An 18,695-nucleotide genomic window follows, 5' to 3' on the forward strand; every position below is an offset into this window, starting at 1 on the left:
GCCTTGAAAGTCCTTGGCACAACGCTTGCAACAAATTCATTCTGGTGCAGAATTGGCTTCAAACCGGAGCCATTTAAACGGCCTCCATGGTGCCACTTTAACCGGACAAAGCCGAATTGCTGTCAGAACTTATCCTGAGTGAAATGCACCAGCTGGCCGACAAAGGCATGCCGCTGCACCGCCAGCTTTACGAGGCCATGAGGCGCGCCATCCTCGAAGGCAAGCTCCATGCCGGCGACAAGCTTCCTTCCAGCCGGGAACTCACCCAAGATCTGGACCTCTCCCGGAACACCGTGGTGGCCGCCGTCAACCAGTTGGTGACGGAGGGCTATCTGGTCAGCCGTGTAGGCAGCGGCACCTACGTCAATGACCAAACGCGACCCATCACACGACTTCGACCGGCACGTGCACACACTCACACCGGACTGTCTAACCGGGGTGTGGCTGTATCCACCCAGTTCACATCAGCGCAATTGGAGGTCCAACCTTTCACCCCCGGCGTTGCGGATTTCAGTGCCTTCCCGGTCTCCCTGTGGCAGCGCCTCCAGAACAAACACTGGCGCATGACCTACCCGGACATGCTGGACTACTCCTATGGCGGGGGCCACACCCCCTTGCGCCGTGCAGTCGCGGATTACCTTCGGGTCTCACGCAGTGTTCCAGTGGAAGTAGAACAAGTCATCATCACTAACGGTACCCAACAATCGCTGGACCTGTGCGCGCACATGTTGGCAGACTATGGCGATACTGTCTGGATGGAAGACCCTGCGTACTGGGGCGCTGTCAAGGCATTCACGGCAGCAGGCTTGAAGCTCCACGCTGTGGCGGTGGACCCCCAGGGCATGGCGCCTTCCGCCGTCGATGAAAAGCACCCGCCAAGGCTGATTTACACAACCCCTTCTCACCAATATCCCACGGGGGCTGTCATGTCCCTGGCAAGGCGTCAGCAGCTGTTGGCGCTGGGGCAACAGCACAACGCGTGGATTCTGGAGGATGACTACGACAGCGAATTCCGTTTCAGCGGCCCCCCCTTGTCGTCACTGGCAGGGTTGGATACGGACAGCAGGGTTTTGTACCTCGGGTCATTTTCCAAGGTGCTGTATCCGGGCTTGAAGCTGGGCTACCTCGTCGTCCCCAAGAGTCTGGCTGCTGCATTCAAACAAGCGCACTATGACCTGAACCGGCCGGGACAACTTCCCTTGCAAGCGGCCCTGGCGGAGTTCATCGAGCTGGGGCACTTCGCCGCGGCACTGCGCAAAGCCCGCCAGAGCTACGCCCAGCGGCGCAAATGCCTGCTGGATGCGTTGCAACCGGTATTGGGCGACCGCGCAAGCATCAGTGGTGCTGAGCAAGGTCTGCATCTTTGCCTGCAACTGCCCACAGAAGTGGACGATGAAGCCCTGGCGCGGCGCATCGGTCAGGCGGGGATGGTGGTGCGACCGCTATCTGCTTATTGCCTGCAACGCCAAGACGCCAAGGGGCTGGTCATCGGCTACGGCTACGCCACGCTGGGTGACATCGCCCATTGGGGGCCAGTATTGGCTCGGCTGGTCTCGAACGCTATAGAAGGTCTTTGAGCTGGTGATACGCCATGCCCAGCACCAAGCTGGGCATGCGCAGCAAACGCCCGCCGGGGAAGCGACGGTGCTGGATGCGGGCAAACATATCCAGGCGTTTTGCCTGACCGTCGATTGCTTGTGCCACCAAGCGGCCCGCCAAACCCGTGAGCGCGACCCCATGGCCACTGAAGCCCTGCAGGTAATAGATGTTGGAGTCTAGCCGACCGAAATCCGGTGCTCTGCTCATGCTGATGTCGACGAAACCGCCCCACACATAGTCCACAGCAACGTCTTTCAGCTCCGGAAAAGCAGCCGCCATGCGCTTGGACATTTTTTGTTTGAGATGGGCTGGGGTAGCTGTGGAATAGCTAACACCACCACCGAACAGCATGCGATGGTCTGCACTGAAACGAAAGTAGTCGACCGCAAAATTGTTGTCGCAGACAGCAGCATTACCGGGCAGCAAGGCCCGAGCGGCAGATTCCCCCAAGGGCTCTGTGCCGATGATGTACGTGCCGACGGGCATGATGCGTGCACTGATCTCCGGAGCCACCTCGGGGCCGATTTCCGGCAGGGCACAGTTACCGGCCAGCACCGCAAATTGGGCACTTACAGAACCGCTTGCAGTCGACGCCCGAACCGTGGATCCTCTCTGAAGCCCGGTCACTGCTGAGTATTCAAAAACCTGAACGCCTGCGGCCAGAGCAGCACGTGCCAAGCCCAAACCGTATTTCAGGGGATGCAGATGTCCTGACTGCCCTTCCCACGTTGCTGCGCAGTATCGTGGGCTGCGAATGTGCTGCTCAAGTGCATCGCCGGTCAGCCACTCGGTCGCGAATCCGTAGTCGCGCTCCAGCGTCACCGCATCTTCCCGTAGAGCCTTGGCTTTGCGCGGGCTGTCGGCCACTGTCAGGTAGCCTTTGACCACATCGCATTCAATGCCGTGCTGGGCTACGCGCTCTTGCAACAATGCAACCGCCTCCAGCGACATGTCCCAGACCTGCCTCGCCACCGATGCGCCGGCCTGCTCCTCGTAGGGCCTCTGTCCGCTGGCCAGCCCGACGATGAACTGTCCGCCATTGCGACCCGAAGCGCCACTGCAAATGCGGTCGGCCTCCAGCAAGGCCACCGTATAGCCCGCAGCCCGCAAGTCCAAGGCAGTACACAAGCCCGCAAAACCGCCCCCGACCACGACCACATCTACGGTCACGTCACCCTGCAAGGGCGCACAGGGCTGCGGACGCCGCACACTGGCCTCGTAGTAGCTATGGCGGTTGAGCTGGGTGTCGGACTGAAGCAAGGACATGGTGCGCGGCCTCACGCCTTCGCGGTTTTGGCGATCTGACCACTCAAATAGGTCCAGACAAAAGTGGCAGCTGCATTGCTGGTGAGTTCGGCGTGGTCATAGGCGGGTGCAACCTCCACACAGTCCATGCCGACGAAATGCAGTGGGGCCAGTTCTTCGAGCAGAGTCAGCACCTGGGAACTGGTCATTCCGCCCGGCTCTGGAGTGCCGGTCCCGGGCGCAAAGGCAGGGTCCAGGCAATCGATATCCAAAGTCAGATAACAAGGGGTATCGCCCAAGCGCTCCCGGATCTGGGTGATCACACCCGCTAAGCCTGCACCATCCCGCCCCCTCAAATCCCGAGCAGTGAATATCAGACCGCCTTGATCTTTCACATATTCGCGGGCAGCGCGCTCACCGCTGGAGCGCAGTCCGATTTGAACTGTTTTCTCAGGAACGACCAGTCCTTCCTGAATGGCTTCATACGTCCATGTGCCGTGGCCCGAGGGTTCACCAAAATGGTCTTCCCATGTGTCGCAATGTGCATCGAAATGAATCAATGCCACCTGGCCATGCCGGCGATTGAGGGCACGCAGCAAAGGCAATGTCACCGAATGGTCGCCCCCGAGAAAAACGCAATGGTGCTTGTCCATCAATAGCGCCGCTTGTGTCTCGATAGCCTCACGCACCACCGTCAGTGGAGAGGCGTTCGGCAGCGCCATATCACCGGCATCACCCAGATGAGCCAATGGAGACACCTCAAACACGGGGTGCAGTCCGTCACACAGCATCAATGAGGCGCGACGGATCTCCTGGGGACCGAAGCGGGCGCCCGGCCGGTTGGTAACCGCACCATCAAATGGAATGCCCGCCAGGGCATAGGCCTGTCCGGCGAGCGCCTGACTGGCGAGAAAACGGTTGCTGTTGCTGGCGTAAGCGAATTGGCCGATACCCATGGTCGTTGTCCAGGAAAGAGTTATTTGATCGAAGAGCGAAGTTAACTGATCGCCTCTTGCGGACTGGTGCCACTTCGCACGCGCTGATTGGTGTAGGCTCCCGCACTTTGCGGCATCCGCCGCTCGATATAACGCCCCATGCATTCCAACAACGCCCGCCCCCGCTTGTTTTCCTACGCCCTTCTGGCCATGAGCATGGCTCTGGTGGGTAGCTATGTGGCACTGTCCAAGCCCTTGGTGCTGGTGCTGCCGGTGTTTTTGTTGGCGTGGTTGCGGTTCGGCATCGGAGGCTTGGCCACCCTGCATTGGCTCAAGCGCCCGGCCGATGAGTTGCCCATGTCACCCGCCACCCGAAAATATCTCTTTCTGGAATCTTTTTTCGGCAATTTCCTTTTCTCCATCTGCATGCTTTTCGGTGTCAGCATGACCACGGCAGTCTCTGCAGGCGTGATCATGGCGGCCATTCCGGCGGTGGTGGCGCTGATGAGCTGGGTGTTTCTGAAGGAAAAAATCAACAGCCGCACCTGGGCTGCAGTCGTATGCAGTGCGTTGGGCATCGGTTTGCTTGCGCTATCAAAAAATGAGCTGCACGCGCATACTCCATCGGCGCCAGAGGCCAATTCAACCTTTCATAACCCTTTGCTCGGGAACGCGCTGGTCTTTGCTGCTGTGTTGTGTGAAGCTGCGTACGCCGTGATCGCCAAGAAGCTGACGGGCGCCCTCAGCCCCCGACGGATTACCGCCTTGATCAACTTGTGGGGCTTTGCGCTGATGACCCCCTTCGGCCTCTACATCGCGTGGTCGTTCAACTTCTCTGCTGTATCGCCGGGGTCGTGGCTCTTGCTGGTGTTTTACGCGTTGGCCGCCAGCGTGTGGACGGTATGGCTTTGGATGAGCGGACTCAAAAACGTGCCCGCATCACGGGCCGGTGTTTTCACCGTGATGTTGCCGATCTCTGCCGCCGTTGTCGGCGTGGTGGTCTTGGGAGAGCCATTGGGCGGCTTGCAGCTTCTTGCTTTCGGCATTGCGCTGCTCAGCGTGGTGCTGGCGACCCTGCCTGGCAAAGACAGCACAGGCTCACATTAATGGCTTGCTGCTGACCACCACTCCGTCGCAGTCCGCATAGAGCCACTCACCGGGGCGCACCCACACGCCCTGAATACGCACAGGCAGCTGCACCAGTCCCTGCTGACGTTTTTCTGTGGGCAATGGCATGGGGGCCAAGGCACGGATACCCACCTGTTGTTGCTCCAGCTCGGCCAGATCCCGCACACAACCGTCAATCAACACACCGGCCCAACCATTGCGGGCTGCCGCTGCGGCCAGATTGCCCCCCAATAACGCGCGGCGCAGAGAAGCACCACCGTCCACGACCAGAACCTGCGCAACCCGGCCGGTGGGCGTATCGATCCAGCCCTGCGAGTCCACCGCCTGCTTGACGAAGGTGTTGTCCTCAAAACATTGAACCGTATAGACCGGCCCCATGAAGCTTTTCAATCCGCCGAAGTCCTTGAAGACGGGCGGAAGGACACGGAAATCGCCACTCTGATCGTTCTTGTGAACATCGCAAAAATCACAGGTCGAAAATGGTGCATGGGCCGGGGTAGACACGTGGGGACTCCTTGGTGTGTGGTTTCAGGCAATTCTCCAATGAAAAAAACAACATTCCCCTAGGAAAATTGACGTAGCGCCCTTGGATTCACGCTTTTTTGCCATTAGCATGTGCTCTACCAGTGAAGAAGCTGTTTTTTGCTGGCGGTAAATCAACTTCTAAAAGGACAATCAATCATGGCAACTGCGAAAAAAGCACCGGCAAAGAAAGCCGCTGCTCCAGCAAAGAAGGCTGCTCCCGCTACCAAAGCTGCAGCTCCCGCAAAGAAAGTAGCCGCTAAGGCAGCCCCCGCCAAGAAGGCCGCGGCTCCAGCCAAGAAAGCTGCAGCCCCTGCGAAGAAAGTAGCTGCGAAGAAGGCTCCTGCCAAGAAGCGCACCGTGAACGCTGCATTCATGAAGGCTTTGACACCTAGCGCCGCATTGGCTGCTGTGGTGGGTGCAGCTGCTCTGCCACGCACTGAAGTCGTGAGCAAGCTGTGGGCATACATCAAGAAGAATGGCCTGCAAGACGCAGTCAACAAGCGCAACATCAACGCGGATGCCAAGCTCAAGGAAATCTTCGGCAAGGCCCAAGTGACCATGTTTGAATTGGCTGGCCTGATCGGCAAGCACCTGAAGTAAGACGCGCAAGCGCACATCCCCAAAGAGGCCGGAGTGACCCGGCCTTTTTTTGTTTCTATCCATTTGTCACATGGGTGACTGGTGCCAATCCCCATAAGGGAAAGTCGCTAGTCGTTATTGGTGCAGACAACGAATCTGCGCCCTACTGCGTGCCTAGAATCCACCCCCTCATGCTGCGATTCATCTTCACACGACTGAGCCTGATCATTCCGACATTCTTCGGCATGACACTGCTCGCATTCTTCCTGATCCGGTTGGTCCCCGGCGATCCCATCGAAACCCTGGCCGGCGAACGCGGCATTGACGCTGCACGCCATGCAGTGCTCCTCAAGGAGTACGGTCTGGACCAGCCAGTCATGGTGCAGTACGGCATCTACATTGCCAAAGTACTCAAAGGCGACTTGGGCAAATCCATCATCACCCAGGAACCCGTCCTGAGTGAATTCGCCACCCTGTTCCCTGCCACCATCGAGTTGGCAGTGTGCGCCATCATTTTTGCCTTGTTGATCGGCATACCCGCCGGCATCATTGCGGCTGTCAAACGCAATTCGTTCCTGGACCATGGCGTGATGGGCGTATCGCTCACGGGCTATTCCATGCCGATTTTCTGGTGGGGCTTGCTGCTGATTCTTCTGTTTTCCGTGCAGCTGGATCTGACGCCGGTGTCCGGCCGGATCGCGGTGCAGCACTTCATTGAACCGGTCACCGGCTTTCTGCTCATTGATACCTTGTTGGCCGGCGAGACTGCCGCCTTCTGGTCCGCAGCCTCTCACCTGATATTGCCCACCATCGTTTTGGGCACCAACCCGCTGGCTGTGATCGCGCGCATGACACGCTCGGCCATGCTGGAGGTGATGGGGGAAGACTACATCCGCACCGCAAGAGCCAAAGGCCTGACCGGGCTGCGGGTGGTCGCAGTCCATGCGCTGCGCAATGCCATGATTCCCGTGATTACGGTGATCGGACTTCAGGTGGGCGTGTTGTTCACCGGGGCCATCCTGACCGAAACCATCTTCTCGTGGCCGGGTGTGGGGAAGTGGCTGATCGAAGCCATCAGCCGGCGTGACTACCCGGTCCTGCAAGGCGGCATGCTGCTGTTGGGCCTGATGGTCATGACGGTCAACCTGTTGGTGGATATCACCTACGGCATCATCAACCCACGCATCCGCCACCAGAAATAATGAGCACTTCCACGATGAACGCTGCGGTGGCGTCACAACCGACGCATCCCTTCCAGGAATTCTGGCGCTATTTCAAAGGCAACAAGGGCGCACTGGCCGGCTTGGCCATTGTGGTCATGGTGTTACTCATGGCCTTGTTGGCGCCCTGGATTGCACCTTACCCGCCCGATCTCACCAACAACGCGGCATTTTTAAAGCCCCCCGCCTGGCAGGAAGGCGGCTCACGCGCCTACTTGTTGGGAACCGATGCCATCGGCCGCGACATTCTGTCGCGCCTCATGCACGGCGCACGTCTCTCGCTGGTCATCGGCATTGCCGTGGTGACCTTGTCGGTCGTGGTCGGCACCGTGTTGGGACTGGTCGCAGGGTATTTCAAAGGCATTCTGGAAATCGCCATCATGCGGATGATGGACATCATCCTCACGCTGCCCAGCCTTCTGCTGGCTATCGTGATTGTGGCCATCCTCGGCCCGGGCTTGGTGAACGCCATGTTGGCCGTAGCCATTGTGGTGCTGCCGCACTATGTGCGCATTACCCGCGCGGCCGTGATTGCCGAGACCTCGCGCGACTATGTGACTGCTGCCCGGATGACAGGAGCCGGTCATATCCGGCTGATGTTCAGCGAGGTGCTACCCAACTGCACCGCGCCGCTCATCGTGCAAGCGTCTCTGGGTATCTCCACCGCCATTCTGGATGCCGCCGCACTGGGCTTTCTGGGCCTGGGCGCACAACCTCCCTCACCCGAGTGGGGAACCATGCTGGCCGATGCGCGTGAATTCGTGCTGCGCGCCTGGTGGGTAGTGACCTTCCCCGGTCTGGCGATTCTGATCACGGTTTTGGCGTTCAACCTGTTGGGCGATGGACTGCGCGACGCGCTGGACCCCAAACTCAAACGCTAAGCCCAAGAGAAAAACAATATGGCATTGCTAGAAATTGAAAACCTCTCCGTAGAGTTCCCGTCGCACAACGGCGTGATGCATGCGGTGCAGGACGTGAGCCTCTCACTCGAGGCCGGTGAAGTACTGGGTGTGGTCGGCGAGTCCGGCTCCGGCAAAAGCGTCACCATGATGGCGCTCATGGGCTTGGTGGCTTTTCCCGGCCGCGTGCAAGCCAAGAAGCTGCGCTTCGATGGGCATGACCTGCTGGGCCTGAGCGACCGCGAACGCCGGCGCTTCACCGGCAAAGACATGTCCATGATTTTTCAGGACCCCACCACCAGCCTGAACCCCTGCTTCACCGTGGGCTTCCAGCTGGCTGAAACCCTGAAACTGCATCTGGGCCTGGATAAAAAAGCCGCGCACAAGCGCTCCATCGAGCTGCTGGAGCAAGTCGGCATTCCAGCCCCCGAAAGCCGCCTCAAGGTGTACCCGCACCAGCTCTCCGGTGGCATGAGCCAGCGCGTGATGATTGCCATGGCGATTGCCTGCAACCCCAAGCTGTTGATTGCCGATGAACCCACCACCGCCTTGGATGTAACCATTCAGGCGCAGATTCTGGACCTGCTCAAGAGCCTGCAAAAAGACCGTGGCATGGCCTTGGTGCTGATCACCCACAACATGGGGGTGGTGTCCGACATGGCCCAACGAGTAGCCGTGATGTACGCGGGTCAGGTCATGGAGCAACGGCAGGCAGACGCCCTGTTTGCCGCGCCCGCCCACCCCTATACCGAGGCATTGCTCTCTGCCATGCCCGAACGCAGCATGCACCAGAGCCGCTTGAACACGATTCCCGGCATGGTGCCGGGTCTGTACGACCGTCCGGATGGTTGCCTGTTCGCACCACGCTGCAGCCATGCGCGCCAGGGTGCATGCGACCAGCGCCCTGCACTCACCCCCTGGAGCGGTGGCAGTGTGCGCTGCCACTTTGCGCTGGGCGCACAGGAGGTCGCAGCATGAGCACCCCAAACACATTGACACCGGTTGTCGAAGCCCGTGGTCTGCGGCAGGTCTACACCATCCGCCGCGGCTTCCTGCGTGCACCCGATCATCTGCAAGCGGTGGCGGGCGTGTCCTTCCAGGTCATGCCCGGACGGACACTGGCGGTGGTGGGAGAGTCCGGGTGTGGCAAGTCCACCCTGGCCCGCATGGTTTCCCTCATCGAATCGCCCACCGAAGGCACCTTGCAACTCGGAGGCGTGGACGCCACCAGCGCAGATAGCAGCGCCAAAGCGGCCTTGCGCAAAAAAGTGCAGCTGGTGTTTCAAAACCCCTACGGATCGTTGAACCCGCGCAAGCGTATCGGTCAGATACTGGAAGCCCCACTGGAAATCAACACGGACCTGAATGCTGCGCAGCGGCAGGAAAAAGCCCGCGCCATGCTGGCCAAAGTGGGTCTGCGCCCCGAGCACTACGACCGCTATCCGCACATGTTTTCCGGCGGGCAGCGCCAACGCATAGCGATTGCCCGCGCCTTGATGCTGGACCCGGCCCTGGTGGTGGCAGATGAACCCGTGTCTGCCCTGGATGTGTCGATTCAAGCCCAGGTGCTGAACCTGCTGGCAGACCTGCAGGAGGAGCTGGGTCTGGCCTATCTCTTCATCTCGCACGACCTGGGCGTGGTCCGTCATATCGCCCACGACGTGATGGTGATGTACCTCGGGCAAGTGGTGGAGCAAGGCGACAAAACCACGATTTTCGAACAACCCCTGCACCCCTACACGCGCGCACTCATGGCCTCCACCCCCGGCATGCACGCACCGGGTGGCAAGAGCCAGCGCATCGTTCTGAAGGGCGAGCTGCCGTCCCCCCTGAATCCACCCAAGGGCTGCGTGTTTTCCACGCGCTGCCCCCACGCTACCGAGCGTTGTCACGCTGAGCGACCTGTCCTGCAGCCCTTGGCTGGCAGGCAAGTTGCTTGTCATGAGGCTTCTGCATTTAGCCAACCCGCTGCATAGGCAGCATCAACCCCCAGAGGAGTATCTCCAATGACCCTGACCCTGAAGAAAGCCACGGCTGCACGACGCACCAAAAGTGCATTGTTGTGTGCTCTGGCCCTGCCCGCTGCTCTGGCACTTTCGCCGGTAGCCGCCAAGACCCTGGTGTACTGCTCGGAAGGCAGCCCTGAGAACTTCTACCCCGGTGTGAACACCACCGGCACGTCCTTCGACGTGACTGAACAGATTTACGACAACCTGGTGCACTTCGAGCGTGGCGGCACAAAGGTGGAACCTTCTCTGGCGGAAAGCTGGACCATTTCCAAAGACGGCCTGGAGTACACCTTCAAGCTGCGCAAGGGCGTGAAGTTCCAGTCCAACAAAAACTTCAAGCCAAGCCGCGATTTCAACGCGGATGACGTGTTGTTCATGTTCGAGCGCCAGTGGAAAGAAAATGACCCGTACTTCCGTGTCACCAGCCCCAACCATGCTTACTTCGGCGACATGGGCATGCCCAAGCTGCTCAAGTCCGTGGACAAGGTGGACGAGTACACCGTCAAGATCACCCTGAATCAACCTGAAGCACCTTTCCTGGCCAACTTGGCCATGCAGTTCGCCGGTATCCAGTCCAAGGAATACGCGATTGCCATGCTCAAGGCCGGCACACCTGAGAAGATTGACCAGGACCCTTTGGGCACCGGCCCCTACCAAGTGGTTCAGTACCAGAAGGATTCCATCATCCGCTTCAAGGCCAACCCCCAGTACTGGGCCGGTAAAGCCAAGATCGATGACCTGATCTTCTCCATCACCCCGGACGCCTCCGTGCGCTGGGCCAAGCTGCAAAAGGGTGAGTGCCATGTCATGCCCTACCCCAACCCTGCTGACCTTGACGCTATCCGCAAGGACCCCAACGTCACCGTGATGGAACAGCCCGGCCTGAACATCGGCTACCTGGCCTACAACACCACCAAGAAGCCTTTTGACGACGTGCGCGTGCGCAAGGCGCTGAACATGGCTATCGACAAGAAAGCCATCGTGTCCGCCGTGTACCTGAGCACTGGTGTTGCCGCTGTGAACCCGATTCCTCCAGGCCAGTGGTCTTACAACAAGGCCCTGAAAGACGACCTGTACAACCCTGAGCAGGCCAAGAAATTGTTGGCAGCCGCCGGCTACCCCAACGGCTTTACCACCGATCTGTGGGCCATGCCCGTGCAGCGTCCCTACAACCCCAATGCCAAGCGCATTGCGGAGTTGATGCAAGCCGACCTGGCCAAGGTAGGTGTGACTGCTGAAATCAAGAGCTTCGAGTGGGGTGAGTACCGCAAGCGCATGCAAGCCGGTGAACACCAGATGGGCATGCTGGGTTGGACCGGTGACAACGGAGACCCGGACAACTTCCTGAACACCTTGTTGGGTTGCAGCTCTGCCAAGAGCAATGGCTCCAATGTGGCCAAGTTCTGCTACCAGCCGTTTGAAGACCTGGTGCAGAAGGCCAAGGTCGTGTCCAACCCTGCAGAGCGCACCAAGCTGTACGAAAAGGCCCAGGTGATCTTCAAGGAGCAGGCTCCCTGGTTCACCATTGCCCACGCAGTGCAGTTGAAGCCCGTGCGCAAAGAAGTGGTCGACTTCAAGCTGAGCCCCTTCGGCCGCCACACCTTCTACGGCGTGGACATGAAGTAAGCCTGCAGTCGCAGCCGTGACAAAGGGCCGGTATTTACCGGCCCTTTTTTTATGTCAAATCAAATGATAGCGCCCGTCAAATATGCGCGAGCAGCTATCAATATCAGAGCAACACAAACTCCGTCAAACAGGCCCTTGGGAGGCGGGGAAGCCCACAATATCCGTCAAGGCCGGATAGCCGCTCACGGCGAACGACGCCAGCCGCCCGCCCATGACCGCACCCTCGACACTGCCAACGTTCAGCCCCGTATAAATCCAATCCCCTGCAATCGACAGGTTCGCAAACCCGGTACCCCAAGCCTTCAGGCGTGCTGCGGTGCTGCCGGGTGGCGAGGTCACGTAGCTCTCGGTGGGATCGATATTGGCGCGCCAGAACTGCTGGTTGAAGCGCTGCACCCCCTCGGCGGGCCGGGCGGGGTCGGTGCGCAGCACGCTGAAATCCAGGCCCATGGGGTCGCCGGGTGGACTGATGACATTGGTGGTTGCCTTGGGCAGCAAAGGTCCCATGCTGGCCTGTAAATACTGCACACACTGGGCTTGCACACGCGCATAGGCACGGGCCGGGTAAGCCGTGTCCTCAAAGGGCGGAGGCGCTTCGTACTCGGCCATCGCCCCGCTGAAGTACCACAGAGATTGGGGTGCCGAATCGGCTGGCCAATCCTCCCACTTCAGCAGGTGCGTGAAGTCCACCTGCCCATCCAGGGGGTTCAGGTAGGTGGCACCTATCACGGTATCCGTCGGGTTCTTGAACTCAATATCCCAACCCATGTCGGTGGTACTGCGGTTCATCCAAAGCTGCATGGTCTGGGTCTGGACGGTCGTGACCTTCTCCACCATGTGCTTCCAAGCCGGATTCGCCTCCAACAGCTCTTTGCACAAGTACGGTACCGCACCGATGGAGATGGCGAACACCAGATGGTCGAAATCGCGCCCTGCCCGGAGCTCGCGTTGCGCTACAGGCTTCCAGCCGTTCCAGTAAGACTCCAGATCGACCTTGCCCGCGCGCAGGGCTTCACCTTCTTCCAATTGCTCAAACTTGGGATGGCCCGGCCAGGCTGGCAAGCCCTTGACGTCGATCAGCGGGTCATAACCGCGCTCCGGGTTCTTCAGCCGGGCCTGAACGCCAAAGCGTACCGACTCCACTGCATCGCGCTGCGCATTGAGGTGCACGCCCTCTACTTTGTGAAAGAACTCGAACTTCACACCGCGCTTTTTCAGTACCTCGTACAGCGGTGCAATCACGGTCTCGCCCGTACCTGCTTCAAACAACCAGGCAAATGCCCCCGCGTAGGCAAAACTGCGCAGAGTCCAGTGCAAGTAACAGCCAGCGCCCATCAGGGCGGTGCGTGCCGTGTCGCCCTTGGGGTATTGGTACGACAGGTTGACCGTGTTCAGCGCCATCGGGCTGGAAGCCACCATGACGGACGCGCCATGGCGGATCAGCCAGTCGCTGAAGTTTTCGTCGTCCAGCTGGTCAAATCCTTTCGTGGCCACTTCGTCCTTGATGCAACCACGCAAAATGGCCAGCAGGAACTCGGCAACGATCAGCAGGCGCCGCAATTCGGTATTGCCTTCCGCCAGGCGCTCGGCCGCGTTGCGCACCCAGTCCCAAGCGGCGTCCAAGGCCTTCCAGAGCACAGAATCGGCGCCATGCAGCACTACAGACTCCGATTGCAGGACCGCGACCGCCGCCTTCACCAAGCCGCGCCCCACAGCCCACTCTGCGGATTGCACCAGACTCAAAGCGGAGTGACTGCTGGCGTGGTGGTCCAACAAAGCATCCAGCACATCGGCCGTGGCTGCCACCCAATGCTCCACTTTTTGCAGCTTGGCCAGTGATGCAAGATCGCCGGGAATCAAATCATTGCGGGGGGAGGTAAACGGCCAGCGGGACATCTTGCCGTCGATGTACTCCCACATGAGCACAAAACTCTCGGGCTTAAAGGCCTCCTCAAACGTGGCCAGCGGCTGCCCGGGCTGGCGCCCCAGCGCTTCGTAACAGCGTCGCATCACGGGAAGCGCGTTGTAGTAGCTACCCAGAAAGCCGTGGATGCCATGTTCCTCAATGCGCATGTGCTCACCACGTGCCGTCGCGCATTTGCCGCCCAGGCGCCACCCCATCTGGTAGATGGTGATATCCAGGGATTGCTGCCAGTCCGGCTGACTGGTCAGCTCAAACGCGGTGGTGAGGGCGGAAATACCGCCCCCCAGAATGGCAACCTTTTTGCAGGTGGCAGGCGCGCCGCCCCGGGCTTCAAGCACATCGGACATGACAGACTTTCAAGGTAAGTGTGACCGCACCATGCGGCCACCGACCGCGAAGTTTATGCCTGCCAGCCAGCCGCTTTGAGAGCGTCCAAAAACTTGTTCCGATGCTGCTCATGGACGAACGGATGGCCGAACATGATGGCCTGCATGTTGTAGCCCCGACCGCTCATGGCTTGTTGCAGGCTGGCTTGTGCGGCCTCCATGTCGCCGGCCGCCGACAGGCATGCCGCGAGCAACAGGTGATTGAAGTACCAGTCCGCCCGCTTGGCAGTTGCCTCACGGGCATAACGAACAGCATCCGCATGGCGACCGTCAATGAAACAACCGATCGCACGGCTACGGATCCAGAGACTCAGGTGCGGGTCATGCGGACTGGCGTCCACCGCCTGCAGGATGAACTCTTCCGCTTCTTCCGTGCGGCCCGAAAACACCAGCAAGCGCCCCAGCTCTCCGGCCGCGGCCGCAGCCTGGGGGTACAGGCCGAGGGCGCACTCCAGCTCTGCAATGGCCGCTTGCATCTGTCCGGCACAGGACAACGCCGTGCCCAGGGTGAAGTGGGCAAAGGCATCACGCTCATCGTTGCGCACGGCCACCAGGGCCAACCGGTTGGCCTCGGCAACGGCGGCCCGTGGGTCTTCCGCCCATGCGCCCCACAGTTTGGCCATGTGGGTGAAAGACATCAGGGACAAACTGGCCGAGTCGCCTGGTTTGATCTCCAAGGCGCGAGTCAAGAGTGACTGCGCTTGCAGCACATGCTCGGGCGTGGTGCGCCAGAAGTGCCAACGCGCCCGCATCAGCAGATCCCAGTGCTCCATATTCTGTTGCGGCACCTCGCTGGCTACCCGCTCTTCACTGTGCAGGTAGACCGGCTCTATCGCACTCACGATCTGGCCGGATATCTCTGCCTGTACTGCAAACATGTCACTCAAGGGTCGATCAAAGCGGTCAGCCCAGAGGGTCTCACCTGTGGATGTGTCGACCAGCTCGGCCGTCATGCGCAGCATGGTTCCGGCACGCCGCACGCTACCCAGTACCAGATAGCGGGCCCTGAGCGCCGACCCAACCGCCTGATTGCTCTCTTTGGTGTTCCGGTAGGCAAATGACGAGTTTCGGGACACCACCAACAACCATGGGGATTTGGTCAGGTGACTGATGATGTCTTCAGCCAGACCGTCCGAGAAATACTCCTGCTCCGGGTCTGCATTCAGGTTCACAAAAGGCAACACTGCAATGGTGCGCCGGTAGGCCTGTTGGTCGGACGCACGCCCTTTGCCTTTGGATGCTTGGACAGCCTCTGCGACCGGAGCAGTGGCCAGCAGGCGCACAGTGAACCGGTAACCCCGCCCGGGAACTGTAGCAATGGCATCCGCTCCCAGTATGCGGCGCAGACTGGAGACGTGCACCTGCAGGTTGTTTTCCTCCACCACCAGACCAGGCCACACCAAATCAAAGAGCTTTTTCTTGGTGACCAACTCACCCGCGTGGTCTACGAGCACACACAAAACATCGAAAGCCCGGGCACCCACCATGACCGTCTGGCCGTTGGACAGCAAACGACGCTCATGCCTCTGCAAAACGAAGTTACCAAATGCACTGATTCCAGAATCAAATCCGGCGGAAATAGTGTTTACAGACAAAGGTGCGCTTTCTGCTTTTTTAGGTAGTACGCAACAAGTTGCGCCAACGAATTCAGGAATTTTAAGGACTCCTTTAAGACTTTTGGGGAGGAGGTCTTCAAACTAAGTCCCAGTCGTTGTTACAAAACCATACATCATGTCTACACCCCTCCATCCCGCCGACACCAACACCAGCCTTTGGAAGCAAACCACCGTCCTGCGTAATGCGCAAGGCCAGGAAGAAGCCATCAGTGTCGGCCCTGACGGAAATGTCTGGAGCTTCATTGCCGACAGCGGCGACAGCCGCTTTGACGCCTCCGGTCAGCGCCTGGAAAACCTCGGTATGCCTGCCGACTTCGTCACGGTCGGCCGCAATGCCGAGGGTGCCTTGATCGTGATCGCAGCCAAAGGCCTGCACCTCCAGTACCGCACCGAAACGCCACTGTCAGCGCTGGACATGGCCGACGGACTGACCCGCCGCTGGACGCCTGCAAAACCCGTCCAACTGCCCGTGATTGCTGGCGCAGTGGGCGTACGCCGCTTGTACACCCAGAACGACTTCAGCGGCATGCGCATTGCCCTGATCGTGGATACCGAAACCGCCGAACATGGCTCCAGCTACGTCATGGCTTGCTCCCAATGGACAGAGAACGGCCCGGGCCCTTTCATCCTGCTGCCACCACTGGGTGCCAAAAAAGCCGCGCCAGCTCCATCCGCCCCGTCGTCGGGCACGCGCATGTTCCGGACAGCTCAAGCAGTCTGAAAGTGCGCTGGCGCCCGTCAGATGTGCGCCAGCAGCTCCTGATTTTGTAGCAAAAAGCACCCTCAAGCCTGATACAGCTCCAGGGGCAGGCCATCCGGATCGGCAAAGAACGTGAAAGCCTTGCCGGTGTACTCGTCCACCCGGACAGGCTCCACCGCCACCCCCTGTGCCTCTAGCGCAAGCTTGGCTTCCTCCACATCGGCCACAGCGAAACACAAATGCCGCAAGCCACAGGCTTCCGGGCGGGAGGGTCGTACCGGCGGCTGCGGAAAGGAAAACAACTCCAGTTGCGTGCCATCCGGCAACGCCAGGTCCAGCTTCCAGGAGTCCCGCGCCGCACGGTAGTTTTCTGCCAGCACTTTCAGGCCCAGCAACTCCACATAGAAATGTTTGGAGCGCGCATAGTCCGAGGCGATGATGGCCACGTGATGAACGGCCCGTAGTTTCAGGGTAGCCGGGTTCATCGCTTCAGGGCAGCTTGGGTCATGGCGTTCAGGGTGCCGCGGGTGCTGATCAGCTCGGGCTCCAGCACCACCTCTATCACGGTGCCGTTGGGCCGGGCTAGCGCCGCCAGCAACTCGGCCTCAAAGTCAGCGCTCTTTCGGATAGTCACGCCCGCATAGCCGTAAGCACGCGCCAAAGCAGCAAAGTCGGGGTTGGCGAGTGCCGTGCCAGCCACGTGTTGCGGGTATTCGCGCTCCTGGTGCATGCGGATGGTGCCGTACATGCCGTTGTTGAGCAACAGGATGATGCTCTTGGCGCCGTACTGCACGGCAGTGGCCAGCTCCTGCCCGTTCATCAAAAAATCGCCATCTCCCGCGATGGTGAACGCCACCCGGCCCGCGCCGGCTTGACCTGCGGCTCCTTGGCTGACGATAGCAGCGGCAATGCCCGCCGGCACGCCATAGCCCATGGCGCCGTTGGTCGGTGCCAGTTGCGTCTTGAAGCCCGCCGCCAGACCGGTGTAGCGGAAAAAGCGATGCAGCCAGCTTGCAAAGTTGCCAGCGCCGTTAGTGAGCACTGCGTCTTTAGGCAAGTGCTTTTGCAAAGTCGCGATTACCGAGGGCATGTCCACCAGACCGCGCTCGTTGTCAACCGGCAAATCTTTGATCACGCTGGGCACCAGATTGGCCCTGTAATCCTCGTTGCAGCCTTGCGTCCAGGCTTCCCACGGCACATTCACCGGAGCGGTCAGTACCTCCAGCGAGCGGGCGGCGGCGCGCATGCTGGCGTGGATGGCGAGGTCGGCCTGGTACACGCGGTTGAGCTCTTCGGCGCTGGCGTGGATGTGCACCAGCGTTTGCGCCGTTTTGGGGGCTTGCAGCAGGGTGTAGCCGCCGGTGGTCATTTCACCCAGGCGCGGGCCGATAGCGATGATCAGGTCGCTCTCGCGGATGCGCTTGGCCAATGCGGGATTGATGCCTATGCCCACATCGCCCGCGTACTGCGGGTGGTGGTTGTCAAACGTGTCCTGAAAGCGGAAGGCATTGCCCACCGGCAGGCGCCAGTTTTCGGCAAAACGTTGCAGGGCCTGGGCGGCTTGCGGCGTCCAGCCGCCACCACCGGCGATAACAAAGGGACGCTCTGCTTTGAGGAGCAGCTGGCGCAGGTCCCGCAGGGCGCCGGGGTCACTCCACGCCTCTACCGGCTCCACGCGGGCCAGTGGCTGGGGCAATTGGCCGTTGGCTCCCGGCACCAGTGTCTGGGTCAACATGTCTTCCGGCAACACCAACACCACGGGGCCGGGGCGGCCATTCATGGCCGTGGCAAATGCGCGTGCCACGTATTCAGGAATGCGGGCAGCGTCGTCAATCCGCTCTACCCGCTTGGCCATGCCCAGCGCGCTGGGGCCGAACATGACACGGTAGTCCATTTCCTGAAAGGCCTCGCGGTCGCGCTGGTCGCTGGCCACATCGCCCACAAACAGCACCATGGGCGTGGAGTCTTGAAATGCGGTGTGTACCCCAATGCTGGCGTTCGTGGCGCCCGGCCCCCGGGTCACAAAGCAAATGCCGGGGCGCCCGGTGAGCTTGCCGTGGGCTTCGGCCATGAAGGCAGCACCGCCTTCCTGCCGGTTCACGATGAAGCGGATGTGCTCGCTATAGCGGTGAAACCCGTCCAGCACCGCGAGATAGCTCTCGCCGGGTACGCCAAATGCATGGGTCACGCCTTGGGCAATCAGGCACTGCACAAGCAGGTGGCCGGCGAGTTCAGGGGAAGGCAAATCAGGGAGGGAAGGAGGTGTTTGCATGCCCGCCATTGTGCCGCGCCAAGGCATGCGCT

The 18,695-nt window shown here is 60.1% G+C and carries 16 protein-coding genes; 9 read left to right on the forward strand and 7 right to left on the reverse strand.

Annotation, left to right across the window (positions count from 1 at the left end; all coding sequences use genetic code 11):
- Positions 1-116 precede the first annotated feature (116 nt).
- Positions 117-1,577, forward strand: coding sequence for a MocR-like pyridoxine biosynthesis transcription factor PdxR (gene pdxR, locus RAN89_RS13060; RefSeq protein ID WP_313866718.1), 1,461 nt, complete (start codon positions 117-119; stop codon positions 1,575-1,577).
- On the opposite strand, the gene RAN89_RS13065 is transcribed toward pdxR, so the two are convergent.
- Positions 1,561-2,865, reverse strand: coding sequence for an NAD(P)/FAD-dependent oxidoreductase (locus RAN89_RS13065; RefSeq protein WP_313866719.1), 1,305 nt, complete (start codon positions 2,863-2,865; stop codon positions 1,561-1,563). The genes pdxR and RAN89_RS13065 overlap by 17 nt on opposite strands.
- 11 nt (positions 2,866-2,876) lie before the next feature.
- Positions 2,877-3,800 (reverse strand): agmatinase, encoded by a 924-nt coding sequence (gene speB / locus RAN89_RS13070; RefSeq protein WP_313866720.1) that lies wholly within the window; start codon positions 3,798-3,800, stop codon positions 2,877-2,879.
- 138 nt (positions 3,801-3,938) lie between these two features.
- Between speB and RAN89_RS13075 the strand changes: the two genes are divergently transcribed.
- Positions 3,939-4,886 (forward strand): DMT family transporter, encoded by a 948-nt coding sequence (locus tag RAN89_RS13075; protein ID WP_313866721.1) that lies wholly within the window; start codon positions 3,939-3,941, stop codon positions 4,884-4,886.
- Here the strand turns inward: RAN89_RS13075 and rraA are convergent.
- Positions 4,878-5,411 carry a ribonuclease E activity regulator RraA gene (gene rraA / locus RAN89_RS13080; RefSeq protein ID WP_313866722.1) on the reverse strand — a complete coding sequence of 178 codons (534 nt, stop codon included), beginning with the start codon at positions 5,409-5,411 and terminating at the stop codon, positions 4,878-4,880. The genes RAN89_RS13075 and rraA overlap by 9 nt on opposite strands.
- Before the next feature lie 177 nt (positions 5,412-5,588).
- Here rraA and RAN89_RS13085 point away from each other — a divergent pair, with 177 nt between their 5' ends.
- The 6 genes from RAN89_RS13085 to RAN89_RS13110 all read left to right on the forward strand — a co-directional run bounded on the left by RAN89_RS13085 (position 5,589) and on the right by RAN89_RS13110 (position 11,765).
- Positions 5,589-6,032 (forward strand): SWIB/MDM2 domain-containing protein, encoded by a 444-nt coding sequence (locus RAN89_RS13085; RefSeq protein ID WP_087494135.1) that lies wholly within the window; start codon positions 5,589-5,591, stop codon positions 6,030-6,032.
- Between the two features lie 170 nt (positions 6,033-6,202).
- A complete protein-coding gene (locus tag RAN89_RS13090) occupies positions 6,203-7,213 on the forward strand; it encodes an ABC transporter permease subunit (RefSeq protein WP_087494136.1) in 1,011 nt (336 codons plus the stop codon).
- On the forward strand, positions 7,213-8,112 hold the full coding sequence (locus RAN89_RS13095) for an ABC transporter permease subunit (RefSeq protein WP_313866723.1): 900 nt from the start codon (positions 7,213-7,215) through the stop codon (positions 8,110-8,112). The genes RAN89_RS13090 and RAN89_RS13095 overlap by 1 nt, the downstream gene beginning before the upstream one ends.
- 18 nt (positions 8,113-8,130) lie before the next feature.
- Positions 8,131-9,108, forward strand: a complete 978-nt coding sequence (locus tag RAN89_RS13100; protein ID WP_313866724.1) for an ABC transporter ATP-binding protein — start codon at positions 8,131-8,133, stop codon at positions 9,106-9,108.
- Entirely contained in the window at positions 9,105-10,106 is a 1,002-nt protein-coding gene (locus RAN89_RS13105; RefSeq protein ID WP_313866725.1) for a peptide ABC transporter ATP-binding protein, read from the forward strand. Before RAN89_RS13100 ends, RAN89_RS13105 begins: the two co-directional genes overlap by 4 nt.
- Before the next feature lie 30 nt (positions 10,107-10,136).
- Complete coding sequence (locus tag RAN89_RS13110) at positions 10,137-11,765, forward strand: ABC transporter substrate-binding protein (RefSeq protein WP_313866726.1); 1,629 nt, start codon at positions 10,137-10,139, stop codon at positions 11,763-11,765.
- Positions 11,766-11,888: 123 nt separating this feature from the next.
- Here RAN89_RS13110 and RAN89_RS13115 read toward each other — a convergent pair whose 3' ends face one another.
- Positions 11,889-14,036, reverse strand: coding sequence for an NAD(P)/FAD-dependent oxidoreductase (locus tag RAN89_RS13115; RefSeq protein ID WP_313866727.1), 2,148 nt, complete (start codon positions 14,034-14,036; stop codon positions 11,889-11,891).
- A 53-nt stretch (positions 14,037-14,089) separates the two neighbouring features.
- On the reverse strand, positions 14,090-15,586 hold the full coding sequence (locus tag RAN89_RS13120) for a winged helix-turn-helix domain-containing protein (RefSeq protein WP_313866728.1): 1,497 nt from the start codon (positions 15,584-15,586) through the stop codon (positions 14,090-14,092).
- A 220-nt stretch (positions 15,587-15,806) separates the two neighbouring features.
- Here RAN89_RS13120 and RAN89_RS13125 point away from each other — a divergent pair, with 220 nt between their 5' ends.
- Entirely contained in the window at positions 15,807-16,412 is a 606-nt protein-coding gene (locus RAN89_RS13125; protein ID WP_313866729.1) for an SdiA-regulated/phytase-like domain-containing protein, read from the forward strand.
- A 62-nt stretch (positions 16,413-16,474) separates the two neighbouring features.
- Here the strand turns inward: RAN89_RS13125 and gloA2 are convergent, their stop codons facing one another.
- Together gloA2 and RAN89_RS13135 are read right to left on the reverse strand one after the other, a co-directional pair.
- A complete protein-coding gene (gloA2, locus tag RAN89_RS13130; protein ID WP_428984450.1) occupies positions 16,475-16,876 on the reverse strand; it encodes an SMU1112c/YaeR family gloxylase I-like metalloprotein in 402 nt (133 codons plus the stop codon).
- Entirely contained in the window at positions 16,873-18,663 is a 1,791-nt protein-coding gene (locus RAN89_RS13135) for a thiamine pyrophosphate-binding protein (protein ID WP_313866730.1), read from the reverse strand. The genes gloA2 and RAN89_RS13135 overlap by 4 nt, the downstream gene beginning before the upstream one ends.
- Between the last annotated feature and the right edge of the window lie 32 nt (positions 18,664-18,695).

It is taken from the genome of Rhodoferax mekongensis (assembly GCF_032191775.1).
Classification (GTDB): Bacteria; Pseudomonadota; Gammaproteobacteria; order Burkholderiales; family Burkholderiaceae_C; genus Allorhodoferax; species Allorhodoferax mekongensis.

Bases quoted from the DNA above. Each gene is read 5' to 3' on its own strand.
- RAN89_RS13065 (WP_313866719.1), bottom strand. From the start codon at position 2,865: ATGTCCTTGCTTCAGTCCGACACCCAGCTCAACCGCCATAGCTACTAC.
- speB (WP_313866720.1), bottom strand. From the start codon at position 3,800: ATGGGTATCGGCCAATTCGCTTACGCCAGCAACAGCAACCGTTTTCTC.
- RAN89_RS13075 (WP_313866721.1), top strand. From the start codon at position 3,939: ATGCATTCCAACAACGCCCGCCCCCGCTTGTTTTCCTACGCCCTTCTG.
- RAN89_RS13085 (WP_087494135.1), top strand. From the start codon at position 5,589: ATGGCAACTGCGAAAAAAGCACCGGCAAAGAAAGCCGCTGCTCCAGCA.
- RAN89_RS13090 (WP_087494136.1), top strand. From the start codon at position 6,203: ATGCTGCGATTCATCTTCACACGACTGAGCCTGATCATTCCGACATTC.
- RAN89_RS13095 (WP_313866723.1), top strand. From the start codon at position 7,213: ATGAGCACTTCCACGATGAACGCTGCGGTGGCGTCACAACCGACGCAT.
- RAN89_RS13100 (WP_313866724.1), top strand. From the start codon at position 8,131: ATGGCATTGCTAGAAATTGAAAACCTCTCCGTAGAGTTCCCGTCGCAC.
- RAN89_RS13105 (WP_313866725.1), top strand. From the start codon at position 9,105: ATGAGCACCCCAAACACATTGACACCGGTTGTCGAAGCCCGTGGTCTG.
- RAN89_RS13110 (WP_313866726.1), top strand. From the start codon at position 10,137: ATGACCCTGACCCTGAAGAAAGCCACGGCTGCACGACGCACCAAAAGT.
- RAN89_RS13115 (WP_313866727.1), bottom strand. From the start codon at position 14,036: ATGTCCGATGTGCTTGAAGCCCGGGGCGGCGCGCCTGCCACCTGCAAA.
- RAN89_RS13125 (WP_313866729.1), top strand. From the start codon at position 15,807: ATGTCTACACCCCTCCATCCCGCCGACACCAACACCAGCCTTTGGAAG.
- gloA2 (WP_428984450.1), bottom strand. From the start codon at position 16,876: ATGAACCCGGCTACCCTGAAACTACGGGCCGTTCATCACGTGGCCATC.
- RAN89_RS13135 (WP_313866730.1), bottom strand. From the start codon at position 18,663: ATGCAAACACCTCCTTCCCTCCCTGATTTGCCTTCCCCTGAACTCGCC.